Annotated in this window: 20 protein-coding genes and 1 pseudogene; 12 read left to right on the forward strand and 9 right to left on the reverse strand. The window is 61.1% G+C overall.

What is annotated here, in order from left to right; genetic code table 11:
* Positions 1 to 16: 16 nt before the first annotated feature.
* A complete protein-coding gene (recQ, locus tag HH303_RS03230) occupies positions 17 to 1,807 on the reverse strand; it encodes a DNA helicase RecQ (RefSeq protein WP_169623750.1) in 1,791 nt (596 codons plus the stop codon).
* On the reverse strand, positions 1,804 to 2,583 hold the full coding sequence (locus HH303_RS03235) for an alpha/beta fold hydrolase (protein WP_169623751.1): 780 nt from the start codon (positions 2,581 to 2,583) through the stop codon (positions 1,804 to 1,806). Before HH303_RS03235 ends, recQ begins: the two co-directional genes overlap by 4 nt.
* A gap of 69 nt (positions 2,584 to 2,652) precedes the next feature.
* Between HH303_RS03235 and HH303_RS03240 the strand changes: the two genes are divergently transcribed.
* The 3 genes from HH303_RS03240 to HH303_RS03250 all read left to right on the forward strand — a co-directional run bounded on the left by HH303_RS03240 (position 2,653) and on the right by HH303_RS03250 (position 5,576).
* The gene (locus HH303_RS03240; protein WP_227421488.1) at positions 2,653 to 3,390 is read left to right on the forward strand and encodes a sulfite exporter TauE/SafE family protein; all 738 of its coding nucleotides are present in this window, start codon (positions 2,653 to 2,655) and stop codon (positions 3,388 to 3,390) included.
* Positions 3,391 to 3,497: 107 nt separating this feature from the next.
* Entirely contained in the window at positions 3,498 to 4,751 is a 1,254-nt protein-coding gene (locus HH303_RS03245) for a nucleotide sugar dehydrogenase (RefSeq protein ID WP_169623753.1), read from the forward strand.
* Positions 4,752 to 4,982: 231 nt separating this feature from the next.
* Positions 4,983 to 5,576 (forward strand): type 2 periplasmic-binding domain-containing protein, encoded by a 594-nt coding sequence (locus HH303_RS03250; RefSeq protein WP_169623754.1) that lies wholly within the window; start codon positions 4,983 to 4,985, stop codon positions 5,574 to 5,576.
* Positions 5,577 to 5,602: 26 nt separating this feature from the next.
* Here HH303_RS03250 and HH303_RS03255 read toward each other — a convergent pair whose 3' ends face one another.
* The gene (locus HH303_RS03255) at positions 5,603 to 7,384 is read right to left on the reverse strand and encodes a M3 family oligoendopeptidase (protein WP_169623755.1); all 1,782 of its coding nucleotides are present in this window, start codon (positions 7,382 to 7,384) and stop codon (positions 5,603 to 5,605) included.
* Between the two features lie 111 nt (positions 7,385 to 7,495).
* On the opposite strand from HH303_RS03255, the gene HH303_RS03260 reads away from it, so the two are divergent.
* The 7 genes and pseudogenes from HH303_RS03260 (at position 7,496) to HH303_RS03290 (ending at position 15,456) form a co-directional block, all read left to right on the forward strand.
* Positions 7,496 to 9,316 (forward strand): AMP-dependent synthetase/ligase, encoded by a 1,821-nt coding sequence (locus tag HH303_RS03260; RefSeq protein ID WP_169623756.1) that lies wholly within the window; start codon positions 7,496 to 7,498, stop codon positions 9,314 to 9,316.
* Between the two features lie 62 nt (positions 9,317 to 9,378).
* Positions 9,379 to 10,218, forward strand: a complete 840-nt coding sequence (locus HH303_RS03265; RefSeq protein ID WP_169623757.1) for an alpha/beta hydrolase — start codon at positions 9,379 to 9,381, stop codon at positions 10,216 to 10,218.
* A gap of 25 nt (positions 10,219 to 10,243) precedes the next feature.
* Positions 10,244 to 11,587, forward strand: coding sequence for an ABC1 kinase family protein (locus HH303_RS03270; RefSeq protein ID WP_169623758.1), 1,344 nt, complete (start codon positions 10,244 to 10,246; stop codon positions 11,585 to 11,587).
* A 166-nt stretch (positions 11,588 to 11,753) separates the two neighbouring features.
* Positions 11,754 to 12,968: pseudogene (locus tag HH303_RS03275) on the forward strand (Re/Si-specific NAD(P)(+) transhydrogenase subunit alpha); the annotation flags it as partial.
* A 156-nt stretch (positions 12,969 to 13,124) separates the two neighbouring features.
* Positions 13,125 to 13,550 carry an NAD(P) transhydrogenase subunit alpha gene (locus tag HH303_RS03280; RefSeq protein ID WP_169623760.1) on the forward strand — a complete coding sequence of 142 codons (426 nt, stop codon included), beginning with the start codon at positions 13,125 to 13,127 and terminating at the stop codon, positions 13,548 to 13,550.
* Positions 13,551 to 13,572: 22 nt separating this feature from the next.
* The gene (locus tag HH303_RS03285) at positions 13,573 to 14,961 is read left to right on the forward strand and encodes an NAD(P)(+) transhydrogenase (Re/Si-specific) subunit beta (RefSeq protein ID WP_169623761.1); all 1,389 of its coding nucleotides are present in this window, start codon (positions 13,573 to 13,575) and stop codon (positions 14,959 to 14,961) included.
* A gap of 162 nt (positions 14,962 to 15,123) precedes the next feature.
* Positions 15,124 to 15,456 carry a hypothetical protein gene (locus HH303_RS03290; RefSeq protein WP_169623762.1) on the forward strand — a complete coding sequence of 111 codons (333 nt, stop codon included), beginning with the start codon at positions 15,124 to 15,126 and terminating at the stop codon, positions 15,454 to 15,456.
* 4 nt (positions 15,457 to 15,460) lie between these two features.
* Here the strand turns inward: HH303_RS03290 and HH303_RS03295 are convergent, their stop codons facing one another.
* Complete coding sequence (locus tag HH303_RS03295; RefSeq protein WP_169623763.1) at positions 15,461 to 16,390, reverse strand: LysR family transcriptional regulator; 930 nt, start codon at positions 16,388 to 16,390, stop codon at positions 15,461 to 15,463.
* A 137-nt stretch (positions 16,391 to 16,527) separates the two neighbouring features.
* On the opposite strand from HH303_RS03295, the gene HH303_RS03300 reads away from it, so the two are divergent.
* Both HH303_RS03300 and HH303_RS03305 read left to right on the forward strand, forming a co-directional pair.
* The gene (locus tag HH303_RS03300) at positions 16,528 to 17,532 is read left to right on the forward strand and encodes a fatty acid desaturase (protein WP_169623764.1); all 1,005 of its coding nucleotides are present in this window, start codon (positions 16,528 to 16,530) and stop codon (positions 17,530 to 17,532) included.
* Entirely contained in the window at positions 17,532 to 18,365 is an 834-nt protein-coding gene (locus HH303_RS03305; protein WP_169623765.1) for a sugar phosphate isomerase/epimerase family protein, read from the forward strand. Before HH303_RS03300 ends, HH303_RS03305 begins: the two co-directional genes overlap by 1 nt.
* Before the next feature lie 52 nt (positions 18,366 to 18,417).
* Here HH303_RS03305 and HH303_RS03310 read toward each other — a convergent pair whose 3' ends face one another.
* The 5 genes from HH303_RS03310 to HH303_RS03330 form a co-directional block, all read right to left on the reverse strand.
* Positions 18,418 to 18,852 carry an acyl-CoA thioesterase gene (locus HH303_RS03310; protein ID WP_169623766.1) on the reverse strand — a complete coding sequence of 145 codons (435 nt, stop codon included), beginning with the start codon at positions 18,850 to 18,852 and terminating at the stop codon, positions 18,418 to 18,420.
* The gene (locus tag HH303_RS03315; RefSeq protein WP_169623767.1) at positions 18,849 to 19,655 is read right to left on the reverse strand and encodes an alpha/beta fold hydrolase; all 807 of its coding nucleotides are present in this window, start codon (positions 19,653 to 19,655) and stop codon (positions 18,849 to 18,851) included. Before HH303_RS03315 ends, HH303_RS03310 begins: the two co-directional genes overlap by 4 nt.
* A gap of 22 nt (positions 19,656 to 19,677) precedes the next feature.
* The gene (locus HH303_RS03320; protein ID WP_169623768.1) at positions 19,678 to 20,985 is read right to left on the reverse strand and encodes an O-acetylhomoserine aminocarboxypropyltransferase; all 1,308 of its coding nucleotides are present in this window, start codon (positions 20,983 to 20,985) and stop codon (positions 19,678 to 19,680) included.
* A gap of 484 nt (positions 20,986 to 21,469) precedes the next feature.
* Complete coding sequence (locus HH303_RS03325; protein WP_169623769.1) at positions 21,470 to 22,252, reverse strand: 3-hydroxybutyrate dehydrogenase; 783 nt, start codon at positions 22,250 to 22,252, stop codon at positions 21,470 to 21,472.
* Positions 22,253 to 22,283: 31 nt separating this feature from the next.
* On the reverse strand, positions 22,284 to 23,291 hold the full coding sequence (locus HH303_RS03330) for an NADP-dependent oxidoreductase (RefSeq protein WP_169623770.1): 1,008 nt from the start codon (positions 23,289 to 23,291) through the stop codon (positions 22,284 to 22,286).
* Between the last annotated feature and the right edge of the window lie 134 nt (positions 23,292 to 23,425).

The following is a 23,425-nucleotide window of genomic DNA, read 5'->3' on the forward strand; positions in this document are numbered from 1 at the left end:
ATCCGGCGTGCGGCCATCAACCTGCCAAAGCATGCAGGAAGGCAGGGCCGAAATCTTCCAGCTTCTTTGGGCCGACACCGCTGACCAGCGCCATCTGATCCAGCGTTTCAGGCCGCAACCGGCACATGTCGATCAGCGTTGCATCGGAAAACACGACATAAGCCGGGACATTGCGTTCCGACGCCAATTCCCGCCGCAGAGATTTTAGCGCGACCAGCAAATCGTGGTCGACGCCCTCCATATCGACATCCCGACGCGCCTGCCGCTCGGCCTTTTTCTTCTCCTTCGCGACCGGTATGGCGCGATAGGAAAACGCTTCGTGGCCGTTCAGAACGTCGCGGCCCTTTCGGGTCAACTGCAAGCCGCCGAAACCTTCGATATTGATCGACAGATATCCCCCCGCGATCGCCTGACGAATGAAGGCCTGCCAGAAGGGTTTCGATTGCGCCTCCCCCACGCCGAAGGTCGGCAATGTATCGTGCCCGCGTTCCTCGATCTTCACGGTCCGCGCGCCGCGCAGGACGTCAATGATATGCGCCGCGCCGAAGCTTTCGCCGGTCCGCAGCACGGCCGATAGCAGCATCTGCGCCTCGCGCGTGCCGTCGATCACCTCCGGCGGGTCCAGGCAGGTATCGCAATTGCCGCAGGGTCCCGATTCCTCCCCGAAATAGGATAAAAGCGAAACCCGTCGGCATTGCGTCGTTTCGCAGTAGGCCAGCAAGGCATCCAGGCGTTTGTGTTCGCGGCGCTTGTGGTCGGTATCCTCGCCGTCCTGTTCGATGAACTGACGACGCAGGCGGATATCGTCCAACCCGTACAGCATGGCGACTTCCGACGGGGCACCGTCGCGCCCGGCGCGACCGATTTCCTGGTAATAGGCCTCCATGCTGCCCGGCAGATTCAAATGGAAGACATAGCGGATATCCGGCTTGTCGATCCCCATGCCGAAAGCGATGGTCGCGACCATGACCACCGCGTCCTCGGACATGAAGATTTCCTGGTTTTCCTTGCGGACCTCCGGCGGCAATCCGGCATGGTAGGGCAAGGCGCGATAACCGTCGTTCTTCAGCAGTTCCGCAACCTCGTCCGTCAGCCGCCGCGACAGGCAATAAACGATCCCCGCCTGATCCCGACGATCCGCCAGAAAGGCCCCTAATTGCTTGCGCCAATTCGTCTTGGGCTGGACCGCCAGCATCAGGTTCGGACGGTCGAAACCGTGCACGACGGTGTCGCCGCGCCCCCGGAACAGCTTGTCGGCGATATCGCGTTGCGTCGCCGCATCCGCCGTCGCGGTAAAGGCCGCCATGACGGCGTTCGGGAAGCGGTCCGGCAGGGCGGACAGCATCTCGTATTCCGGCCGGAAACTCGCGCCCCATTTCGAAATGCAATGCGCCTCGTCGACCACGAACAGGGCGGGGTTCAGCTTTTCCATCGCCGCCATCATCCGGTCGGTCATCAGGCGTTCCGGCGCCATATAGACGATCTTCGCCGACCCGTCGCGCAGGCGCAGCCATTCCTCCACATTCCGGTCGCGGCTTTGGCCCGAATGCAGGCAGGCCGCGTCGATCCCGTTCGCGCGCAGCCCGGCGACCTGATCGTCCATCAGGGCGACCAGCGGCGAAATCACGACCGTCGGCCCGTCCAGACATAGCGCCGGGACCTGATAGCACAGCGACTTCCCCGCCCCGGTCGGCATGACGGTCAACGTGTTTACGCCGCCCAACAACCGGTCGACGATTTCGCGCTGCCCCGGTCGGAACCCGGCAAAGCCGAATACCGATTTCACGATGTCTTCCGGATCGCTCATCGTCCCAGGAAGGACTCCACAGCCGCGACGAAGGCCTTGGGCTGTTCCGCGTGCAGCCAGTGGCCCGCCTCCGGTATTTCCACGATTTCACTATGCGGGAACAGACGATCGATTTCCGCGTGGTGGTGGGGCAGAACGTGTTCGCTGTCGGCACCGATCAGATGCAAGACGGGTCGTGGAAAGGCGTCGTCCGTGTCGAATTCCGGGAAGCCCTCGATCGCGTCCATGCTGGCGTCGATCACGGGAAGGTTTAGCCGCCAGGCCAGGCCGCCGCCATCCGCCGGGGTCAGGTTCTGCGCCAGGAAGGTGCGAATCGACCGCTCGGGAATCGCCGGTTCCAGCGCGTCTTCCGCTTCCGACCGCCGCTTCATCGACCCGACGTCCAGCGCGCGCATTGCCTGGATATAGGCACGCAAGCCACTGTTGCGGGGCGCGGGCGGGATGTCCGCCACGATCAATTTGTCGATCAGATCGGGTTGAGTCAGGGCCAGCACCATCGCCGCCTTGCCGCCCATGGAATGGCCCAGGACATGGGCCGGGCCGCCGACTTCCTTTTCGATGAAGGCGGCAACGTCTTCCGCCATCGCCGGATAGGTCATTTCCGGGTCCCAGGGCGACTCGCCGTGATTACGCAGGTCGACGGTCAAGATGCGGTACCGATCCGCCAGGGCCCGGCTGATCATGCCCCAGTTCCGCTTGTTCCCGAAAAGCCCGTGAATGACGACAAGCGGTATCCCCGCCCCGGCTTCCGAAAAAGACAATGCGACCGGCGCCATTCGGACCCTCCGTTGCTCGATGTTTCTTGGTTTGACCGCGACTCGTCGAGACCCTACCGTCTCGCCTCCATGGATGAAAGCGCTCTTATAATTCTTGCGGTCGGGGCCGCTTCGGCGGGGTTCATCGCCGGTTTGACAGGTCTGGGCACCGCTCTGACGGCGCTTGCCTTCTGGCTGCATATCATGCCGCCGCAGGCCGCCGTCCCCCTGGCCTGCGCCATCGCCATCGTGAACCATGTCGTGTCCCTGTCCTTCGTGCGGCAGGGGTTCATGTGGCGGCGGGTCTGGCCTTTCCTTGTCGGCGGGGCCATCGGCTTGCCCATCGGGGTATTGGCCCTGTCGGCCCTGGACAGCGATACGGCAAAGGCCGGTCTGGGCATCTTCCTGATCCTTTATTGCACCTACGGCCTCCTCGTCCGACACCCCCCGACCGTCACCGGCGGCGGCAGACTGGCGGACGGAACGGTCGGCATGGGCGGTGGATTCCTGGGCGGGCTGTGCGGTATTGCCGGACCGCTGCCGACCATCTGGACCGGGCTGCGCGGCTGGCCGAAGGATCAGCAACGCGCGGTCTATCAGCCGTTCAATCTTTTTGTCCTCGGCATCTCCGCCGTCGGGCATTTGATGCTGGGCCGCTATCAGGCCTTGCCGATGGAAAGCCTGATCGTCTTTCCCATCGTGGCTGTCTGCGCCGTGGCGGGCATCCTGACCTATCGGCGGCTGGCGGATCACCATTTCCGTAAGGTCGTGCTGGTCATGCTGATGGTCGGCGGGATCGTGCAGATCGTCGACTGGCTGGGCAGCTAAAACCGGCGCGCGATATTGGGCGCGGAGTTGACAGAACGGCGACCGGGTTCGATACAACAATCGAACCCGCCTTTTCAGGGACCCACTGTTTCTGGGAGATACCCCGCATGTTCGAAAGTCCCACCGTCGCCGTTATCGGCCTTGGTTATGTCGGCCTGCCGCTCGCCGTCGCGCTGGCACGGCATTTCGATGTAATCGGATTCGACATCGACAAAACGCGGGTCGAAGAACTGCGCCGCGGCCACGATCGCACCGGCGAATTGTCGGAAGGCGAACTGGCGGATTCGAAACTGGAATACATCGTCGACGACAGTTTCCTGGCCGATGCCCATATCCATATCGTCACCGTCCCGACGCCGGTCGGACCGGACAACAAGCCCGACCTGCGCGCCGTCGAATCGGCCAGCCGCACCGTCGGCAAGCGCATCAAGATGGGCTCGGTCGTGGTTTATGAATCCACGGTCTATCCGGGCGTGACCGAAGAATTCTGCGGCCCGATCCTAGAAGCGGAATCCGGCCTGATCGCCGGGCAGGATTTCTATCTGGGTTATTCCCCTGAGCGCATCAATCCGGGCGACAAGGTCCATCGCGTCGACCTGATCACCAAGGTCGTCGCCGGTCAGAATGAAAAGGTCAGCCAGTTGCTGTCCCGCCTCTATGGCACGATGAACGGCGGCAACATCTTCATCGCCAAGGATATCCGCACCGCCGAAGCGTCGAAGGTCATCGAAAACGCCCAGCGCGACATCAACATCGCCTTCGTCAACGAAATCGCGGAAATCTTCGGCAAGATGGGGATTTCCGTGCATGACGTGCTGGAAGCGGCGGGCACGAAGTGGAACTTCCTGCCCTTCACGCCGGGGCTGGTCGGCGGCCATTGCATCGGGGTCGACCCGTATTATCTGGCCCATGCGGCGCAACGCCTGGATATCGAACCGAAGGTCATCCTGGCCGGCCGGGAAATCAACGACGGCATGGCGCACCGCATCGCCGACCGCATCAACGATCAGTTGGACGCCGCATCGCACGTCCTGGTGCTGGGCATCGCGTTCAAGGAAAACGTGCCGGATATCCGCAATTCGAAAGTCGCAGACCTCATTGCGCGGCTAACGGAACACGGGCATGTGGTCGACGTATACGATCCGATGGCCGACAAGGCGGAAACCAAACATGAATACGGTATCGACCTGATCGACGAGGTCGGTCACGACTACGACGCGATTGTCGGCGCCGTTGCCCATGCCCCATTCGAGGACCTGTCGCTGCGTAAGCTGCTGAAGCCCGCGGGCCTCGTCGCCGACATCAAGGCGATCTGGCGCCATCGCAGCATCCCCAGCGACCTGACCTATTGGACGCTTTGACGCGGCAACACCTTACTTAAGGTGCGCCACTGTAGGAAATCGTTTACCATATTCCGCATAATCTGCCCGAAGATCGTCGTTAAGGTCGGCGCGGAGCTTGCGAATATGTGTTCAAAGCCAATTCTGCCATTGAGCGCCGCGCTTTTCGTCCTGCTAGCGCTTGTCGCTCCCCCGAGCAGCGCCCGGTCGGACGATTGCCTTCGACTGTCGTCCCTGGATCACACTTCACAGATGTTCGAAGAACTGGAACGCCGATTCCTGTCCGCGATGAGAGACGCTTATATCTGCGTTATTTCCGTGAAACTACCTCAGGAACGAGCACATCGAATGCTTATCTCCGGGGAAATCGACGGTCATATTGCCCGTACCGCAGAGTATGAATCCCGCGTCAAGGATGTCGCCGTCCGCGTCCCGACCCCTTTCGTTGTGGGCCAAGGGAAACTGATTTCGTCTCGCGATGATTGGAAAGACGTCACAACGGTTGGCGTGGTATTGGGGTTTCAATGGCAACAGGATGCTCTGCAAAAATTTGCATCCCGGTTCGGCGAGGGTGTGACGATTTTCACGCCGACCAAGTCTTCATCGTTGCTTAGGATGTTCGTTGCCCGGCGCGTCGATGCGATATTCGTAACCAACCTCGAATACCGAGATTTGATCGCGCAATATCCCAATCACCAGATACCCATCTCGGAAAGTTTAAGTTTGGGCGGATACACCTATCTACGCCGAGATATGGAAAAATTTATCGGTTCGATCGACGCGGCAATCCGACAGTATCAGCGAAAATCAAACCGTGAAGCAAAGGTGGACGGCGCGCAGAACTGACCCTGTCATCGCGCGCCGTCGATTTGTCAGAACGTCGCGTCCAATTCGTCGATGAAGCCTTCCAGCACGCCGAGGCCCAGCTTCCAGAAGTCGGGGTCCGCGGCGTTCAGGCCGAACGGGGCCAGCAATTCCCCGTGGCGCAAGGTGCCGCCCGCCGCCAGCATTTCCATGTACTTCGTCTGAAACCCATCCGGTTCCGCTTCGTATTTCGCATAAAGCGCGTTCACCAGGCAGTCGCCGAAGGCATAGGCGTAGACATAGAACGGCGAATGGATGAAATGCGGGATATAGGCCCAGTAGTTCCGGTACGGATCGTCGAAGCGGAAGACGTCGCCCAGGCTTTCCTCGCTGACCGCCATCCAAATATCGCCGATCGCATCCGGCGTCAATTCGCCGTCGCGCCGGGCATCGTGGACGCGGCGTTCGAAATCGCAGAATGCGATCTGGCGCACGACGGTGTTGATCATATCCTCGATCTTGGACGCCAGCACCGCACGCCGGGCCGTCGGGTCCTGCGTCGCCGCCAACATGGATTTGAAGGTCAGCATCTCGCCGAAAACCGACGCCGTTTCCGCCAGGGTCAGCGGCGTATCGGCCAATAGCTGCCCCTGCTTCCCGGCCAGCACCTGATGCACACCATGGCCCAATTCGTGGGCCAGCGTCATGATATCCCGCGCCTTGCCCTGGAAGTTCAGCAACAGATAGGGATGCGCCGACGGCACGGTCGGATGCGCGAAGGCGCCGCCGGACTTGCCCGGACGCGGGCCGACATCGATCCAATCGTTGTCGAAGAAACGCTGGCCGACCGCCGCCATGTCCGGCGAGAAATCGGAATAGGCGTCGAAGACGATCTTCTTTGCCTCGTCCCAGGAAAAGGTCCGGTCGTCATCCGCGGGCGGCGGGGCCAGCCGATCCCAATAGTCCAGCTTTTCCTGCCCCATCCAGCGGGCCTTGATCTTGTAATAACGGTGGGACAGGCGCGGATACATGTCCTGCACGGCCTTGATCAGGGCGTCGACGACTTCGTCTTCCACTTGGTTCGACAAGTTGCGCGACGAAATCGGCCGGTCGAAACCGCGCCATTTGTCCTCAACCTCCTTATCCTTCGCCAACGTGTTGGTGATCAGCGCGAAGGTGGAGATGTTTTCGCCCAGCACGGTGCCCAGCGCCGTCGAGGCTTCCTTGCGGACCGTCGCGTCGCGATCCTGCATCTTGTGCAGGATTTCCGTCTGGGTCAGTTCCTCGCCGCGAAACGCGAAGCGCAATTTGGCGGATGTTTCGTCGAAAAGGCGCATCCAGGCACCCGCGCCGGCGACGCTCTTATCCAGCAGCAGCTTTTCGATATCGTCTGACAGCTGATGCGGGCGGAACAGGCGCAACGCATCCAGCCACGGACGGTAGCGCGCCAGATCGGCGCTGTCGGCCAGTTTCGCCCGCAGATCCGCTTCTTCGATCCGGTTCAGCTCCAGGGAAAAGAACAGCGTATGCCCGTTCGCTTCCGTCGCCTTTTCGCGCATCGTTTGATAGAACTGGCCGATCTTCGCATCGGTCACGTCCCCGGCATGCAGCAACGAGGCGTAGCTGAGAAGCTTCGTCAGGATTTCGTCGATAACCTCGTAATCCCGAATCGCTTGGGCCAAATCCGCGCCCGACAGGTCCGCGATCTTCCCGGAATAGCGGGTTTCGAAGTCCCGTGCGCGGGACAGCGCGGTATCGACGTCCTGCTTCACTTCCGCCGAGTCTTGTGCGGGATAGAGGTCCGTGAGGTCCCAAACAGGCAGATCGGCGGTCATCGCGGTATCAGGCATAATGCTTGTCTCCTTCGCTATGATTCGTATCTATGTCCGATACGCCTTCGGAACAAGCGGGCAGCACCCGAAGAATAAGAAGGCAGGGGGAAACGATACAGCGGCGGACCGATGCTCGACTACGATTCCATTCCGAATTTGCCCACCATGTTTTTCCAGCAGGCCGAACGCTATGCGGAACAGCCGTTCCTATGGGCGAAGGACGGCAATCGCTGGCAGCCGACAACCTGGAAAAAAGCCGCGCAAAAAGTCGCCCGTCTGGCCTATGGATTGCGGCAGTTGGGCATCAAGCCGGGGGACCGGGTTCTTCTGGTCTCCGAAAACCGCCCGGAATGGACGATCACCGATCTGGCCATTATGTCGATCGGTGCGATTTCCGTCCCCGCCTACACCACGAATACGGTCGAAAATCATATCCATGTGTTGAAGGATTCCGGCGCGAAACTGGCCATCGCCTCGTCCGCCACCCTGTCCCAGAACGTCCTGAAGGCCTGCGCCCGCACCGGTATCGAAACGGTCGTCGTTATGGAATGGCCGGGACCGGTGCCCCAGGGGATCCGCCTGCACGGCTGGGAAGACCTTTTGGGCATGGGCAAGGGAAAGCCGGAAGCGAGCGTCAGCACCATTTCAGCGGAGGCCTCCGCCCTCGCCCGGGATGCGATGGCCGCGATCATCTACACCTCCGGCACCAGCGCGGAACCGACCGGCGTGATGCTGAGCCACGGCAACATGATCTGCAACGCCATGGGCGCGGACCATTTCCTGCAGGAACTGCCCGGCTTCGAATACGGGAAGGAAGTTTTCCTGTCCTTCCTGCCGCTCAGTCATTCCTATGAACACACGGTCGGGCAATTCGTGCCGATTTCTATTGGGGCGCAGGTGTATTTCGCCGAAAGCGTCGACAAGCTGCCCGCGAATATGGTGGAGGTTCAACCGACCATCATGACCGCCGTGCCGCGCCTATACGAAAGCATTCGCGGCAAGGTCCTGCGCGGCGCGGAAAAGGCGGGGGGCGCAAAGCTTAAACTGCTCACGAAGGCGATCGAACTGGGGTCGAAACGATATGAAGGCCCGGCCTCTCTCTCCTTTATCGAACGGCTTCAAAACGCGGTCCTGTCCCTGCTCGTCCGGCGCAAGGTCGCCGCGCGCTTCGGCGGTCGGTTAAAGGCCTTCGTGTCCGGCGGCGCGCCGCTGAACTACGATGTCGGCCTGTTCTTCCTCTCCCTGGGCGTTCCGATCCATCAGGGCTATGGCCTGACGGAAAGCGCCCCGGTAATTTCCGTGAACCGCGTGCCCACCAATAACCTCAAAACCGTCGGGCCGCCCTTGAAGGGCGTGGAGGTCAGAATCGCGGAAGACGGCGAGATTCTGGTGCGCGGCGAATTGGTCATGCTGGGATACTGGAACAAGCCCGACCGCACGGCGGAGGTCATTCAGGACGGCTGGCTCTATACCGGCGATGTCGGGCATATCGACGATCAGGGCCGCATCTGCATCACCGACCGCAAGAAGGACCTGATCGTCAATTCCGGTGGCGACAACGTCGCTCCGCAGCGCGTCGAGGGCATTCTATCCCTGGAACCGGAAATCGCCCAGGTAATGGTGCATGGCGACAAACGCCCGCATCTGGTTGCGCTGATCGTCCCGGACGCGGATTGGGTCAAGGAATGGCGCACGGCGAACGACCGCGATCCCGGCACGTCGGGCTGGGCCGATCTCCAGAGCGACGAAGCGTTCCTGAAGACGCTGCGCGCCGCGATCGACCGGGCAAACACGCAATTGAATATTCTGGAAAAGGTTCGTCGCTTCACCCTGGCGGACGAAAGTTTCAATGTCGAAAATGGAATGCTGACACCTTCTCTTAAGATTCGGCGTCATATTATCAAGGCAAGCTACCTTGATCGGTTGGAAGCCCTATATGGCAAAGGGTGACGGCATCGCGCCGGACCATTTCAATCGGTCGTAAGTTCAGACCTTAAGGATCCCCCGCCCAAGTGAGAGATTTAGGACCGTCCCCGATTCAGGGAAGCGGACAGGCGCTGGAGATCCTCCGCGCCATGCCGCCGAAGGGCGTTAAAACCCGTCCCACACCGCTTGTCTTCGTGCATGGCGCTTTCGCCGGGGCATGGTGTTGGGCGGAACATTTCCTGCAATTCTTCGCCGCGCGCGGCTATCGCTGTATCGCGCCGTCCTTGCGCGGGCATGGCGAAAGTTTCGGCCGCGACACGATCGACGCCTACGGCATCTACGACTATGTCGAGGATATCGCCGACACGATTTCCGACCTGTCGGAAAGGCCGGTTCTGATCGGCCATTCCATGGGCGGCTTCGTGTCGATGAAATATGCCGAAGGCCACGACCTGGCCGGGCTCGTGCTGCTCGCCTCCGTCCCGCCGGGCGGCTTGATCGGCCCGTCGATGAGCCTCGCATTGTGGAATCCGATGCTGGTCTACGAGATCGGCATGGTGCAGGCCGGACAGCCTCAGGCCATGTCCGTGGACGGCATGCGTCAGGCGCTGTTTTCAAACGCCAGTTCGAAGGAACGCGTCGAACGGTTCATGCCGATGATGGGCACCGAGTCCCAAACGGCGGTTTCGGAAATGTACGGTCTGATCCAGGTGGACCCGACGCGCATCCGCGACCGCATGCCGGTCTTCGTCGCGGGCGCGGCGCAGGACAGCTTGATCCCCCCTGCCTTCATTCGATCCACAGCGCGCCTTTTCCGGACCGATGCCACGATCTACGACCATATCGGACACAGCCTGATGTTGGGCGAAAACTGGCAGGAAGCGGCACAGCACCTTGCCCATTGGCTGGACGCGCACGATATCTGACCCGGCAGCATAACGGATGGGACGCATGTCGGATCGGTATGAAGACAATTCCAAGGTTTCCGGGCAGTTGATCCGCGCCGCCAAGGTCGGCGGCGCGATGGCGGGCCTGGGCGCGCGGCTGGCCGGGGCTCGTTATTTGGGCGTAGGGATCGACAAGGATCGCCATGCCGAACAGTTGAAAACCGCCATCGGTGGGCTGAAAGGCCCGCTGATGAAGGTCGCCCAGATCCTCGCCACCATTCCGGACGCCCTGCCCAAGGAATATGCGGAAGAACTGCGCCAATTGCAGACGAACGCGCCCAGCATGGGCTGGCCCTTCGTGCGGCGGCGGATGGCGACCGAATTGGGACCGTCCTGGCAGTCCCGGTTCGGGTCGTTCGAACGGGAGGCCGCGCATGCCGCCTCTTTGGGGCAAGTGCATCGCGGTACGCTGACGGACGGCACGCCGGTCGCCTGCAAGCTGCAATATCCCGACATGGCCTCCGCGATCGATTCCGATCTGCGCCAGTTGAAAATGATCTTTTCGCTCTATGAACGCTACGACAAGGCGATCTCCACCGCGCGCATTCATGAGGAATTGGCGGAGCGCCTGCGCGAAGAATTGGATTATGCGCGTGAGGCGAAGGCCATGCGCCTTTACGCCCAAATCCTGAAGGACGAACCCCGCGTCACCGTCCCGGAGCCGGTGGCCGATCTGTCAACCCGGCGTCTGCTGACCATGACCTGGTTGGACGGGAAGCCGTTGCTGGATTTCAAAGACGCGCCGCAGGACGTGCGGAACGACATCGCGCTCGCCCTGTTCCGCGCCTGGTATGTGCCGTTCTACGGCTACGGCGTCATTCACGGCGATCCGCATTTGGGCAATTATGCGGTGCGGGAGGATTCCCGATCCATCAACCTGCTGGATTTCGGCTGTATCCGCATTTTCCCGCCCGCCTTCGTCGGCGGCGTTATCGATCTGTATCATGCGTTGAGGACGAATGACGACGCCCTGGCCGTCCACGCTTACGAAAGCTGGGGCTTCACCAATCTGTCGAAGGAAATGCTGGAGGTCTTGAATATCTGGGCCCGCTTCCTCTACAGCCCGTTGATGGAAGACAAGGTCCAAAAAATCCAGGAAGCCGACAACGGTCTATACGGTGCGCAAATCGCCGGAAAGGTCCGTGCGGAACTGTCGAAACTGGGTGGCGTCGAGCCGCCCCGCGAGTTCGTTTTGGTCGATCGGGCGGCGATCGGACTCGGCTCCGTCTTCATGCATTTGCGCGCAACGGTAAACTGGCACCGCCTTTTTCATGAGCTGATCGACGGATTTTCTGTTCAAAATGTAGAAAAAAACCAAAAAGCAGCAACTTCTTCCGTCGCAATTTAGAATTTTTCAAATTTTTTGGACCACACCCCTAGCCAACGCCGGTCATTCTAACATATCTTCTGTTCCGTATCTGATGCCCGATCTGGGCGCTTTAACGATACGCGGGCAGTGTGGGGCGTCGTCCCGGCACAGCGACCAGCCGCAATTGGGGAACTAGGGAAACCATATGAAGATTGCAATTTTGAAGGAGCGGCGCGACAGCGAGAAGCGTGTCGCCGCTTCACCCGACAGTGTCGAGAAGTTCATCAAGATGAACTGCACCGTGACGGTGGAAACCGGAGCCGGTTCCGACGCGTCGATTTCCGACGACGCTTTCGCCAAGGCGGGGGCTACAATCGCCAAGACACCGGCGGAAACCGTAAAAGGGGCCGACCTGATCCTGAAGGTCTCGCGTCCCACGGATGCCGAAATCGGCCTTTTCAGCAAGGGACAGGCGCTGGCCTGCCACGCCCATGCGCTGACCGAAACCGATCTGGTCGCGAAACTGGCGGCGGCGGGGGTCACCCTGTTCGCGATGGAACTGGTGCCGCGCATCACCCGCGCGCAGTCGATGGACATCCTGTCCAGCCAGGCGAACATGTCCGGTTACAAATCGGTCCTGGACGCTCTGGAGCATTACGGCCGCGCGCTGCCGATGATGTCGACAGCGGCGGGTCGCGTCAGCCCCGCCAACGTCTTCGTTATGGGCGTCGGCGTTGCGGGCCTGCAGGCCATTGCCACCGCCAAGCGTCTGGGCGCCATTGTCTGGGCGACGGATGTGCGCCCGGATACGAAAGAACAGGTGGAAAGCCTGGGCGGTAAATTCCTGGCGGTCGAGAACGAGGAATTCCTGCAGGCGCAAACCGCCGGCGGCTATGCCAAGGAAATGTCCGACGACTACAAACGCCAGCAGGCCGCACTGGTCGCGGAAAAGATCAAGACCATGGACATCGTCATCACGACGGCGTTGATCCCCGGCCGTCCGGCACCGGTCCTGGTCACCGAAGACCACGTCAAATCGATGAAGCCGGGGTCGGTCATCGTCGATCTGGCTGTCGAAACCGGCGGGAACTGTCCGCTCAGCGAATACGGCAAGGTCGTCACCAAACACGGCGTCACCCTGGTCGGTCATGCCAATGTGCCCAGCCGTCTGGCCGAAACGACCAGCCAGTTATTCGCACGCAATCTGCTGAACTTCCTGACGCCGATGATCGACAAGGAAACCGGCAAGCTGACCATCGACACGGAAGACGAGGTCGTGCGCGGCACGCTGGTCTGCCGCGACGGTGCCGTCGTGCATGAACGGCTGAAGGACATGGCCCCGAAAAAGGCGGGATCGAAAAAGGCTGCCGCCAAGAAAGCGGCGGGCAAGAAATCCGGCGCAAAGAAGGCGGGAGCCAAGAAAGCAGGAACCAAAAAGGCCGCGGCGAAGAAAGCTTCTGCCTCTCCTGCTCCTGCGGCTCCGGCTCCTGCCGCCCCCGCCTCTTCCCCCGCCTCTGCCCCCACCTCTGCCCCCACCTCTGCCCCGCAACAAGACGAAAAGAAGGAGGGTTGATCGATGGATAAGCAATCCCTCATCGACGCGGCGAACAACCTGCAGCAACAGGCCGACGCCCTGTCGGCGAAGGCCGCGGAACTGGCCCAGCAGGCAACGGCCCTGGACCCGACCGGTATCGCCCAGGCGGCGGAAGCCGCAACCGGCACGCCGTTCCTGTATCTCTTCACCGCCTTCGTTCTGGCCTGCGTCGTGGGCTATTACGTGGTCTGGTCGGTGACCCCGGCGCTGCATTCGCCGTTGATGGGTGTCACCAACGCCATCTCCTCCGTCATCATTGTCGGCGCGCTGATCGCCGCCGGCCCGGCGGATATGAACCTGTCCAAAGTCTTCGGCTTCATCGCCGTGGTCCTGGCCAGTGTGAACATCTTCGGCGGGTTCGTTGTCACGAACCGCATGCTGTCGATGTTCAAGAAAAAGCAACGCTAAGAGACGGCAAGGAGACGTAACAATGGATTGGGCCGGTTACGCATACCTCGTCGCAGCGGTATGCTTCATCCTCGCACTGCGGGGCCTCAGTCACCCTGAAACCGCACGCAACGGCAATCGTTTTGGCATCGTGGGCATGGCCATCGCCATCGTCACGACGCTGGCCATGCCGTCCGTGCTTTCCTACGAATGGATCATCCTGGGTATCGTCGTCGGCGGCGCCATCGGGACGGTCATCGCACGCAAGATCGAGATGACGGCCCTGCCGCAGCTCGTCGCCGCGTTCCACAGCCTTGTCGGTCTCGCGGCGGTCTTCGTCGCCGGTGCCGCCTTCTATGCGCCGGAGGCGTATAATATCGGCACGGCGGGCGAAATCCATCCGGGCTCCCTGGTCGAAATGGGCCTGGGCACGGCCATCGGCGCCGTGACCTTCACCGGGTCGATCATCGCCTTCGGCAAATTGCAGGGCCTGATCGGGTCCAAACCGCTGACCTTCCCGGGCCAGCATCCGCTGAACGCCCTGCTGGGTCTGTCGCTGGTGGCGCTGATCGTCGGCTTCTGCGTGACGCAGGAACCCTGGATCTTCTGGGCCATCGTGCTGCTCAGCTTCGCCATCGGCGTCTTGCTGATCGTGCCCATCGGCGGCGCGGATATGCCGGTCGTCGTGTCCATGCTGAACAGCTATTCCGGCTGGGCGGCGGCGGGCATCGGCTTCACGCTGGGCAATACGGCGCTGATCGTCACGGGCGCGCTGGTCGGCGCGTCTGGTGCGATCCTCAGCTACATCATGTGCAAGGGCATGAACCGTTCCATCGTCAACGTCATCCTTGGCGGTTTCGGCGGGGAATCGGTGACGGCGGCCACAGGCGGCGACGACGACCGTCCGGTGAAATCCGGCGGCCCGGAAGACGCGGCCTTCATCATGCAGAATTCGGACAAGGTCATCATCGTCCCCGGTTACGGCATGGCCGTCGCCCAGGCACAGCACGCGCTGCGCGAAATGGCGGACCTGCTGAAAGAATCGGGGGTCGAGGTTTCCTACGCGATCCACCCGGTCGCGGGCCGGATGCCGGGTCACATGAACGTGCTGCTGGCGGAAGCCGACGTGCCCTATGACGAGGTCTTCGAACTGGAAGAAATCAACGGCGAGTTCAAATCCGCCGATGTCGCCTTCGTCATCGGGGCAAACGACGTCACCAACCCGGCGGCGAAGACGGACAAGACGTCGCCCATCTACGGCATGCCGATCCTGGATGTCGAAGCGGCGGGTCAGGTCCTGTTCCTCAAACGCTCCATGGCGTCAGGTTACGCAGGCGTCCAGAATGAGCTGTTCTTCAACGACAATACGACCATGCTGTTCGGCGACGCCAAGCACATGGTGGAAAAGATCGTGAAGGCCTTGAAGGACTAAAACCCGACCCGTCCGGGTCCCGAAGTGAAGCCGGAATCTACACGGGTTCCGGCTTCTTTCGTTTCTGTAACATTACCGTAATAAAACAATCACACTGGATGTTTCAGAAATCATCGATAGTGAGGTCATGAACTTGTCACATTTCTCGAAGAGGAGAACCCGGTGTCGATGTTCAAGACCGTATCCCTATCTCTCTGTTCCGCTGCCCTGATCGGCGGTGCTTTCCTGACCACGCCCGCCGCCGCCTTCGGCGAACCGCAGGTCTGCGGGCCGCGCGAAACGATCATTCAGCGCCTGTCCGGTAAATACAGCGAAAACCAGTCCGCCATCGGCATGACCAGCGGCGGGTCGCTGGTGGAACTCTTCATCTCCCCCGCCGGAACTTGGACCTTCGTCCATACCCAGCCGGACGGCATGACCTGCCTGCTGGCCGCCGGGGAGAATTGGGAAGAAGTCGTCCCCGTCGTGATGAAGGACGACGACCAGCCGTCTTGACCGGTTAGGAGCGCGTGCGCGCCACGCTCTCGTCGAAGCGGTTGAGGAACGCCGCCACCACCGGGGGCGGGCGTTTCGTGTCGCGGGTCGTAATCGCGAAGCCCTGGTCGTATCGGGTCAGGTCCTTGCGCAGCGGGCGGATCAAGCCCTGGCCTTCCCAGACTTCGGCATATTGTTCCGGTAGACGGCCCAGATAACGCCCCGTATTCAGCAGGATCAGGATCGCTTCCAGATTACTGGCGCTTGCGGCGGGCCGCGTGCGATAGGGACGATCGGCGGCGTGGCTGCCTTCCAGCAGGCTTAAACCGGCATAGGCGTGACGGGTCAAATCCGCCTCCGTAATCTCCGCATCCGGTTTGCCGTACAGCGGATGATCGCGCCCGCAATAGATATACTGAACTTCCCGCGCGACTTCGCGATAGGACAGCCCGGATTTCGGGCGATGCTGCCCCAGAAAGGCGACATGCAGCGTGCCGTCCAGCAAGCGGCGCTCCATTTCCTCGGAACTCATCACCGACAGGGTGACATGCACATCCGGCGCGGCGTCGCGGAATTTCGCCAGGGCCTGCGTCACCGGAATGCCCGGCAGGGTCAGAATGCCGTCGATCACCGCGACATGCAGGTCGCCGACCAACCGCCGGGATGCGCCGGACACCCGCGCTTCGAAGGAATCCAGCGCGGTCAGCAGACGTTGCGTTTCCTCATAGACGAGCCGACCTTCCTCCGTCAGGGCGAAACCGCCGCGCCCGCGCGTACACAGGCGGATGCCCAGCCGCGTTTCCAGATTGGCGATATGCGTGGAAATGGTGGACCGTGCGATATCCAGTTCCGCCTCCGCCGGGGTGAAGCCGCCGCACTCCACGACCCGCGCGAACACTTTCAACAGGCGGATATCCGTGTCGCCCAACCGGCCGGTAAAGGGAGTCTGCGCCATACGTCGAAAACCTTAGAAGTAAAGTTCTATACTGCCTTATTTATAGACGTTACGGGAAAGGCTAGGGTTTGCGCAATGGCAATTGCGGTCGTCGTCTTGAACGGCGGCCCGGATGGATAGCGTGAGGAGATCGGGAGATGGACGATTTTGTCGGCCGCCGGACTATGATTCCGGCCAAGAAGATGCGGGAATTCACCAAACGCTCCGACTTTCATGGCTGGGTGCAGACGCTCAGCCATTTCGGGGCGATCATCGCGACGGGTGCAGGCCTGTACCTGACCTGGGGAACGTGGTGGATGATCCCGTTCTTCATCGCGGAAGGGGCGCTGCTGAACTATCTGTTCGCCGCCCAGCATGAATACAATCACTACACCGCGTTCAAGACGCGCTGGCTGAACGACTTCTTCAATCGGATCACCGGCTTCCTTCAGCTGTATCCCCGCGATTACGAACGCTGGTATCATTTCGAACACCATCGCTACACGTCGGATTGGGAAAAAGACCCGGAACTTATCAGCCGGGGCGGGCCGTACACGCTGGGCGAATACCTGCCCTATCTGATCGGCATCACCTATTGGACGGGCCGCATCAAGCGTCTGTTCATCGTCGCCAGCGGCGAGACGGCGGACTATTTCACGCCGGAACAGAAGAAGCAGGTCGTCCTGGAATCCCGCGTGCATCTGGTGCTCTATGCCCTGGTCGCGGCGGTGTCGGTCTATTTCGAAAGCTGGCTTGCGGTGCAGCTGTGGATCGCCCCGATGTTCGCCACCAAGATTTTCCAGAACATCCAGAACGTCACAGAACATACCGGCCTGACCCATGTTCAGGACACCGTGCACAATACGCGCACGATTAAGACCTGGTGGATCTTCCGCTGGATGGCGTGGAACATGCAGTATCACACCGCCCACCACACTTTCCCCGCCGTGCCGTTCTATAACCTGCCGAAACTGCATGCCGAAATGTGCAAACAGGCCGGGTATGAGCCGCCGACCACCGGCTATCTGGCTTTCCAGTGGCGCTTCATCAAGCAGCTGATGAAAGGCCCGGAACCCTTCGACGGCATCGCGGAAATCGACGGCTCCACCGCCAAGACCGACGATGTGGCGCGCGGCAAGGAAGCCGCGGAGGCGGTTGCCTGATGCAACAACTCAAAATCTATCAATCCCGCTGGGCGATGGAACTCCGCCGCCCGGACGGGGTGGAGCGCACGGATGAAGAAGCCTTCGCCCTGGTGGCGGAGGCCGGCTTCCACGGCATGGCTCTCGATCTCGGCGCGTCGGATATGGCGGAAGCCAAGAAGACGCTGCCGCTGTTCCGGAAGCACAATCTGGAATGCATGATCAACGCCTTCCCCGACACGATCGACGGGTTGCAGCCGGTTCTGGACATGGCGAAGGAATTCGACGCGTCCTATGTGAACATCATCGGTCAGGTTATGCCCTTCACCGTCGACGAGGGCGTGGAAGTCGTGAAACGATGGATGGAGATGGCGGAGGCTTCCGGCGTCGACGTGCTGTTCGAAACGCACCGCAACTGCATCACCAACGATTTGTTCTATACGCTGCAGTTGATGGATCGCCTGCCGGAGATGCCGATCTGCGCGGACCTGTCCCACTATATCGTCGACCGGGAATTCTGGTTCCCGCTCAGCGCCGGGGATCAGGCCCTGATCCGTCGCATCCTGAAACGCGCCGACATGTTCCAGGGCCGGATTTCAAACCGCGAACAGGTGCAGATTCAGATCGACTTCCCCCGCCATCAAAAATGGGTCGAACAGTACAAGGCCTGGTGGGAAGAAGGCATCGGTTATTGGAAGGGCCGCCACGGTCCGGACGACACGATGATCTTCCTGACCGAACTGGGCCCACCGGAATACGCGATCACCGGCGCGGACGGGTTCGAACTGTCCGACCGCTGGGAAGAAGCCCTGAAGATCAAAGGCTGGGTCGAGGATATCTGGGCGCGGACCTGATCAGGCACAGGTCTCGAAAATGGAAAAGGCTCCCCTTCGGCGGGAGCCTTTTTTATTCAACCAGCAACGGCCCAACGGCATCCCGAACCCGATCCGGAACGCGAACGGACTGACGCGTCGCACGATCGACATAGACGTGGACGAAATGGCCGATGGCGGCGGCGTCCGTCTCATTGTCCCGGAACAGGCCGATTTCATAGGTGACCGACGAATTGCCGATCTTCGCCACGCGCAGGCCTGCATGCACGACCTGCGGAAAGGTAATTTCCTTCATGAAGCGGCATTTGGTTTCAACGACCAGCCCGACCACCGGCGTCGTGGCGGGGTCCAGGCCCGCCTCCCGGATCAGGTGTTCGTTCACCACGGTGTCGAAGAAGGAATAATATTCGACATTGTTCACATGACCGTAGGGGTCCTGATCCATCCAACGCGTCGGGATGGCCAGCAGGCGTTTGAAATCGCCACGGGAGGGCACGGCGTCGCTCATCCCGCTGCAACCCGTTTGATCAGGGACATCAGCGCCTCCCGGCTTTCATGCGGGGATTCGATCATCATCATGTGACCGGCGCTGTCCAAGACACGGACCTCCGCATCCGCGACCGCATCGATCAGGCCTTGGGCGGCGCGAACCGGGGTCATCTTGTCCCCGCGTCCCAACAGGAACAGCGTCGGACAGGCGACCTTCGCCGCCGCCGCCGGGGCGTCCAGATAGGCATTGCAGGCCGCCAGATCCTTATGCAGCACGCCGGGCGGCGTCCGATCCGTCAGAACGATGGCCTGCCGCAGCATCCAGATGCCGTGGGCCGGGTTGCCGCCGCGATGCGCCTTCGTCCCGTGGCCCCAGGACGCTATGAATTCCGCCGCCGTCAGATCGTTTCGTTCCGCCGCGCCCAACAGATCGGGATGCACCGGCATCTTAGTGGCGACCCCGCACAGGCCCAGCCCCGCACATTTGTTGCCCAGGCGGCTCGCCGCTTCCAGACTGGCCAGCGCGCCCATGGAATGACCGATCAACACCGGGCGCTCCAGCTTAAGCGTGTCGATCAACGTGATCAGGAAATCCGCCAGCGCGCCGATGCTGGTCAGCGCATCGCCCGTGCTTCGGCCATGTCCCGGCAGATCCAGTGCCAGGACCGACGCGCCGTGATGCGCCAGATAGCGGTTCTGCCCGCCCCAGACGGTATGGTCGCCACCCGCCCCATGCACGAGGATGGCGCAGGGTTTCGACGAGTCCAGATCGGTCCCCCCGGTATTCGCGAAAATCCGGCCTTGCGGCAGGTCGATGAACATGAACGCGGTCTCCCCTAACCTGTTATTCGGCTGCCGCCGCCTTGTAGGCCCGCCGCAGGGCCTGATTCAGATCGGCGATCAGGTCGTCCGGGTCTTCCAGACCGACCGACACGCGGATCAGATCGTCGCCGATCCCCGCCGCCGCCAATTGTTCCTTCGTCATCTGCTGATGCGTGGTGGACGCCGGGTGCAGGACCAGCGATTTTGCATCGCCGACATTGGCGAGGTGGCTGAACAGCTGCACCGATTCGATAAAGGTCGCCCCCGCCGCGCGGCCACCCTTCACCCCGAAGGCCAGCATCGACCCCGCGCCTTTCGGCAGGTATTTCTTCGTCAGGGCATGATCCGGATGGCTGTCCAGGCCCGGATAGTTGACCCAGGCAACCGCATCATGTCCGGCCAGGAAGGCCGCGACCTTTTTCGCGTTTTCCACATGCCGCGCCATGCGCAGGGGCAGGGTTTCGACCCCCTGCAACAGATAGAACGCATTGGCCGGGCTCATAACCGCGCCGAAATCGCGCAGGCCTTCCGCCCGCGCCCGCGTGATGAACCCCGCCGGGCCGTATTCCTCCGCGAAGACGATACCGTGATATCCGGCATAGGGTTCCGTCATGGTCGGGAACTTTTCCGGTTCCGCGAACCAGTCGAACCGACCGGCGTCGACCAGGACACCGCCCATCGCCGTGCCGTGCCCGCCGATCCATTTCGTTGCCGAATGCATGATTAGGTCCGCGCCGAAATCGAACGGCTTGCACAGATAGGGCGTATTGAAGGTCGCATCGATCATCAGCGGCAGACCGTTGCGATGCGCGACGTCGGCGACCTTTTCGATATCCAGGACTTCCAGATTCGGGTTGCCCAGGATTTCCGCGAAGACCAGACGCGTTTCCGGACGGATGGCGGCCTCGAATTCCTCCGGCTTGCGGGGATCGACCAGCGTCGCCGTAATGCCGAAGCGCGGCAGGGTATGCAGGAACATATTGATCGACCCGCCATACAGCGACTTGGACGCCACGATATGGCCGCCCTGCCCCATCAAGGTCGATATGGCGAGAAACAGGGAGGCGTGGCCGCTGGCCGTCGCCACCGCGCCGACTCCACCTTCCAGCGCCGCGATTCGTTCTTCGAAAACGGCGACGGTCGGATTGGAGATTCGCGAATAGATATGGCCGGGCCGTTCTAGGTTGAACAGGGCCGCCGCGTGGTCCGTATCGTCGAAGACATAGGAGGTCGTCTGATAGATCGGCACGGCCCGCGCGCCCGTCGCCGGGTCCGGTTGCTGGCCCGCATGCAGGCTGAGCGTATCGAATTTCAGAAATTCCGGTTTCATCGGTCGCGTCTCCTCAAATCGCGCTTCCAGCGCGTTCCGCCGGCGACGGTAGCGCCTTTTACCGGAAAGGAAAATACGACCGATCAAGATAGGAAAACAAAGGGGGGCGCGGTTTGCAGCCTAGCGTTAAACCCGCAAAAAGGCCGCCTTACGGCGGCCTTTTCGCTAATCTCGGCACCGGCGCCGGGTTGACCCGATCTACCTGCACCCCCCTGTTCAACTTGCCTCACGCCGCAGACGGTAATCGTGCTGTTCCGTCGGGTCAACAGTCTTATGCGTCCCATTGCCTCATCAGGACACAAAAAATTCAAAAAAAATCGGCCGCAAGATTGCGGCCGAGTTGAACAGGGGGTCAAAGAGTGTCTATGCGGCCCCGGAAAAAGGAGGGGGACATCGGGGCCGAGGGGTAGACGCTCTTAACTTACCTAGGGTTTCCTAACAAAGAGTTAACCCCTATACGAAAATTTTCTCGAATCGGCGCCGTTTAGCGGGCAGTCCAACCGCCGTCGACCGGCAGGGAAATCCCCGTAATCTGATCCGCCGCCGGGGAACACAGGAAGACGAGCGCGCCGCCCAATTGTTCCGGTGTCACGAAATTCAGCGACGGTTGCTTTTCCGACAGGATGCTGACGGCGGCTTCCTCGATCCCGACGCCCATATCCTTGGCACGCGCCTCGATCTGACGTTCCACCAATTCCGTGCGGACCCAGCCCGGATTGATCGCGTTGCAGGTGATCGGTTCTTCCGCCGTTTCCAGGGCGGTGACCTTGGTCAGGCCGACAATGCCATGCTTCGCGGCGACATAGGCCGCCTTCTCCACACTGGCGACCAAGCCATGCACCGACGCCGTATTTACAATGCGGCCCCACCCGGCCTTGCGCATATGCGGCAGAGCCGCCTTCGTCGAATAGAACGCGGCGGACAGATTGATCGCGACGATCGCTTCCCATTTATCGCCGGGGAAGCTGTCGATCGGACTGACATGCTGAATTCCGGCATTGTTCACCAGGATATCCAGGGACCCGAAGGTTTCCGCCGTCTTTTCGACCGCATCGGCGATTTCGTCCGGTTTCAGCATATTCGCCGGATGATAGGCGATCTGCCGCCCCGTTTCCGCCGCCAGACCGGCGCGGGTCTTCTCGATTTCCGCCGCGTCGCCAAGACCGTTCAGCATGACATTCGCACCCGCCTGCGCCAGCGCCCGCGCCATGGCCAGACCGATCCCGCTTGTCGATCCGGTGACCAGGGCTGCTTTCCCATCCAGCATATCCAATTCCTTTCAGATCAGGAGTTATCGTTCAAATACGGACTACCTGCTTCCCGAAATTCTTGGAAGTCAGGATGTTGATGAAGGCCTGCGGCATCGATTCGATACCATCCAGGATGTCCGTCTTGAACTGCAACATCCCGGCGGAGGCCCATAAGGCGAGTTGCCGCCGGGCCGCATCGTATTTGTCCAGATGGTCGAAAATCAGGAAACCTTCCATCCGCGCCCGGGCGACCAGTATTTTGCGCAGGAACCGTTCGCCCATGTCGGGCTTTTCGAATTGCCCGGCCAGGCTGATCGTGCCGCAGATGATGATCCGCGCCCCGACCGCCAGATTGTTCATGACCGCATCGTGGATCGGCCCGGCGGTATTGTCGAAAAAAACGTCGACGCCGGTCGGGCAGGCATGGGCGATCGCCGCCTTCAAATCCGGCTCCTCGCGATAGTTGATACCGACGTCGAAACCGATTTCCCGGCACCAATCCAACTTTTCCTGGGAACTGGCGACGGCAACCGCGTTGCCGCCCATTATTTTCGCGATTTGACCCACGACCTGACCGACCGCGCCGGAGGCGGCGGATACGACGACCGTGTCGCCTTGCTTGATCTGGCCGATCAATTCCAGGGCGATCAGCGCCGTCAGTCCCGGCATACCCAGATAGCTGAGCCAGGCATGTTCCGGCCCCAATTCGGGATCGACGCGGGTCAGGGCATCACCGTCGACTGCGGCATAATCCTGCCAACCGAAGCCGATGGTTTCGAACAAATCGCCCGGCTTCCAATCGGGATGACGGCTGTCGATCACTTCCGCGACCGCCGCGCCGTGCATGACCTCCCCAATCGACACACCGCCGGCATAATTCGCCTGTTTCGAAATCCGCCCGCGCATATAGGGGTCGACCGAAAGCCATCGCGACTTACCCAGCACTTGGCCCTCCTCCAGGATCGGTAACGCCCGTTCCTCCATCCGGAAATTGGACAGGTCGGGCATTCCGTCGGGATGCTCGGCCAGAACCCAGCATCTGTTTCGCTCCGTCATTTCAAACCTCAACTGCTATTCGCCGGTCACGCGGAAGCCGCATGCTGCCCCAGGACGGCGGATGCGTCGAATTGAAATTGCACGGGTTGATTTTTATGGTAGCGTCCCGATCCGGAACGACGCCATGGGGCGTT

This window comes from Pacificispira spongiicola (genome assembly GCF_012926505.1).
GTDB lineage: Bacteria > Pseudomonadota > Alphaproteobacteria > UBA8366 > Aestuariispiraceae > Pacificispira > Pacificispira spongiicola.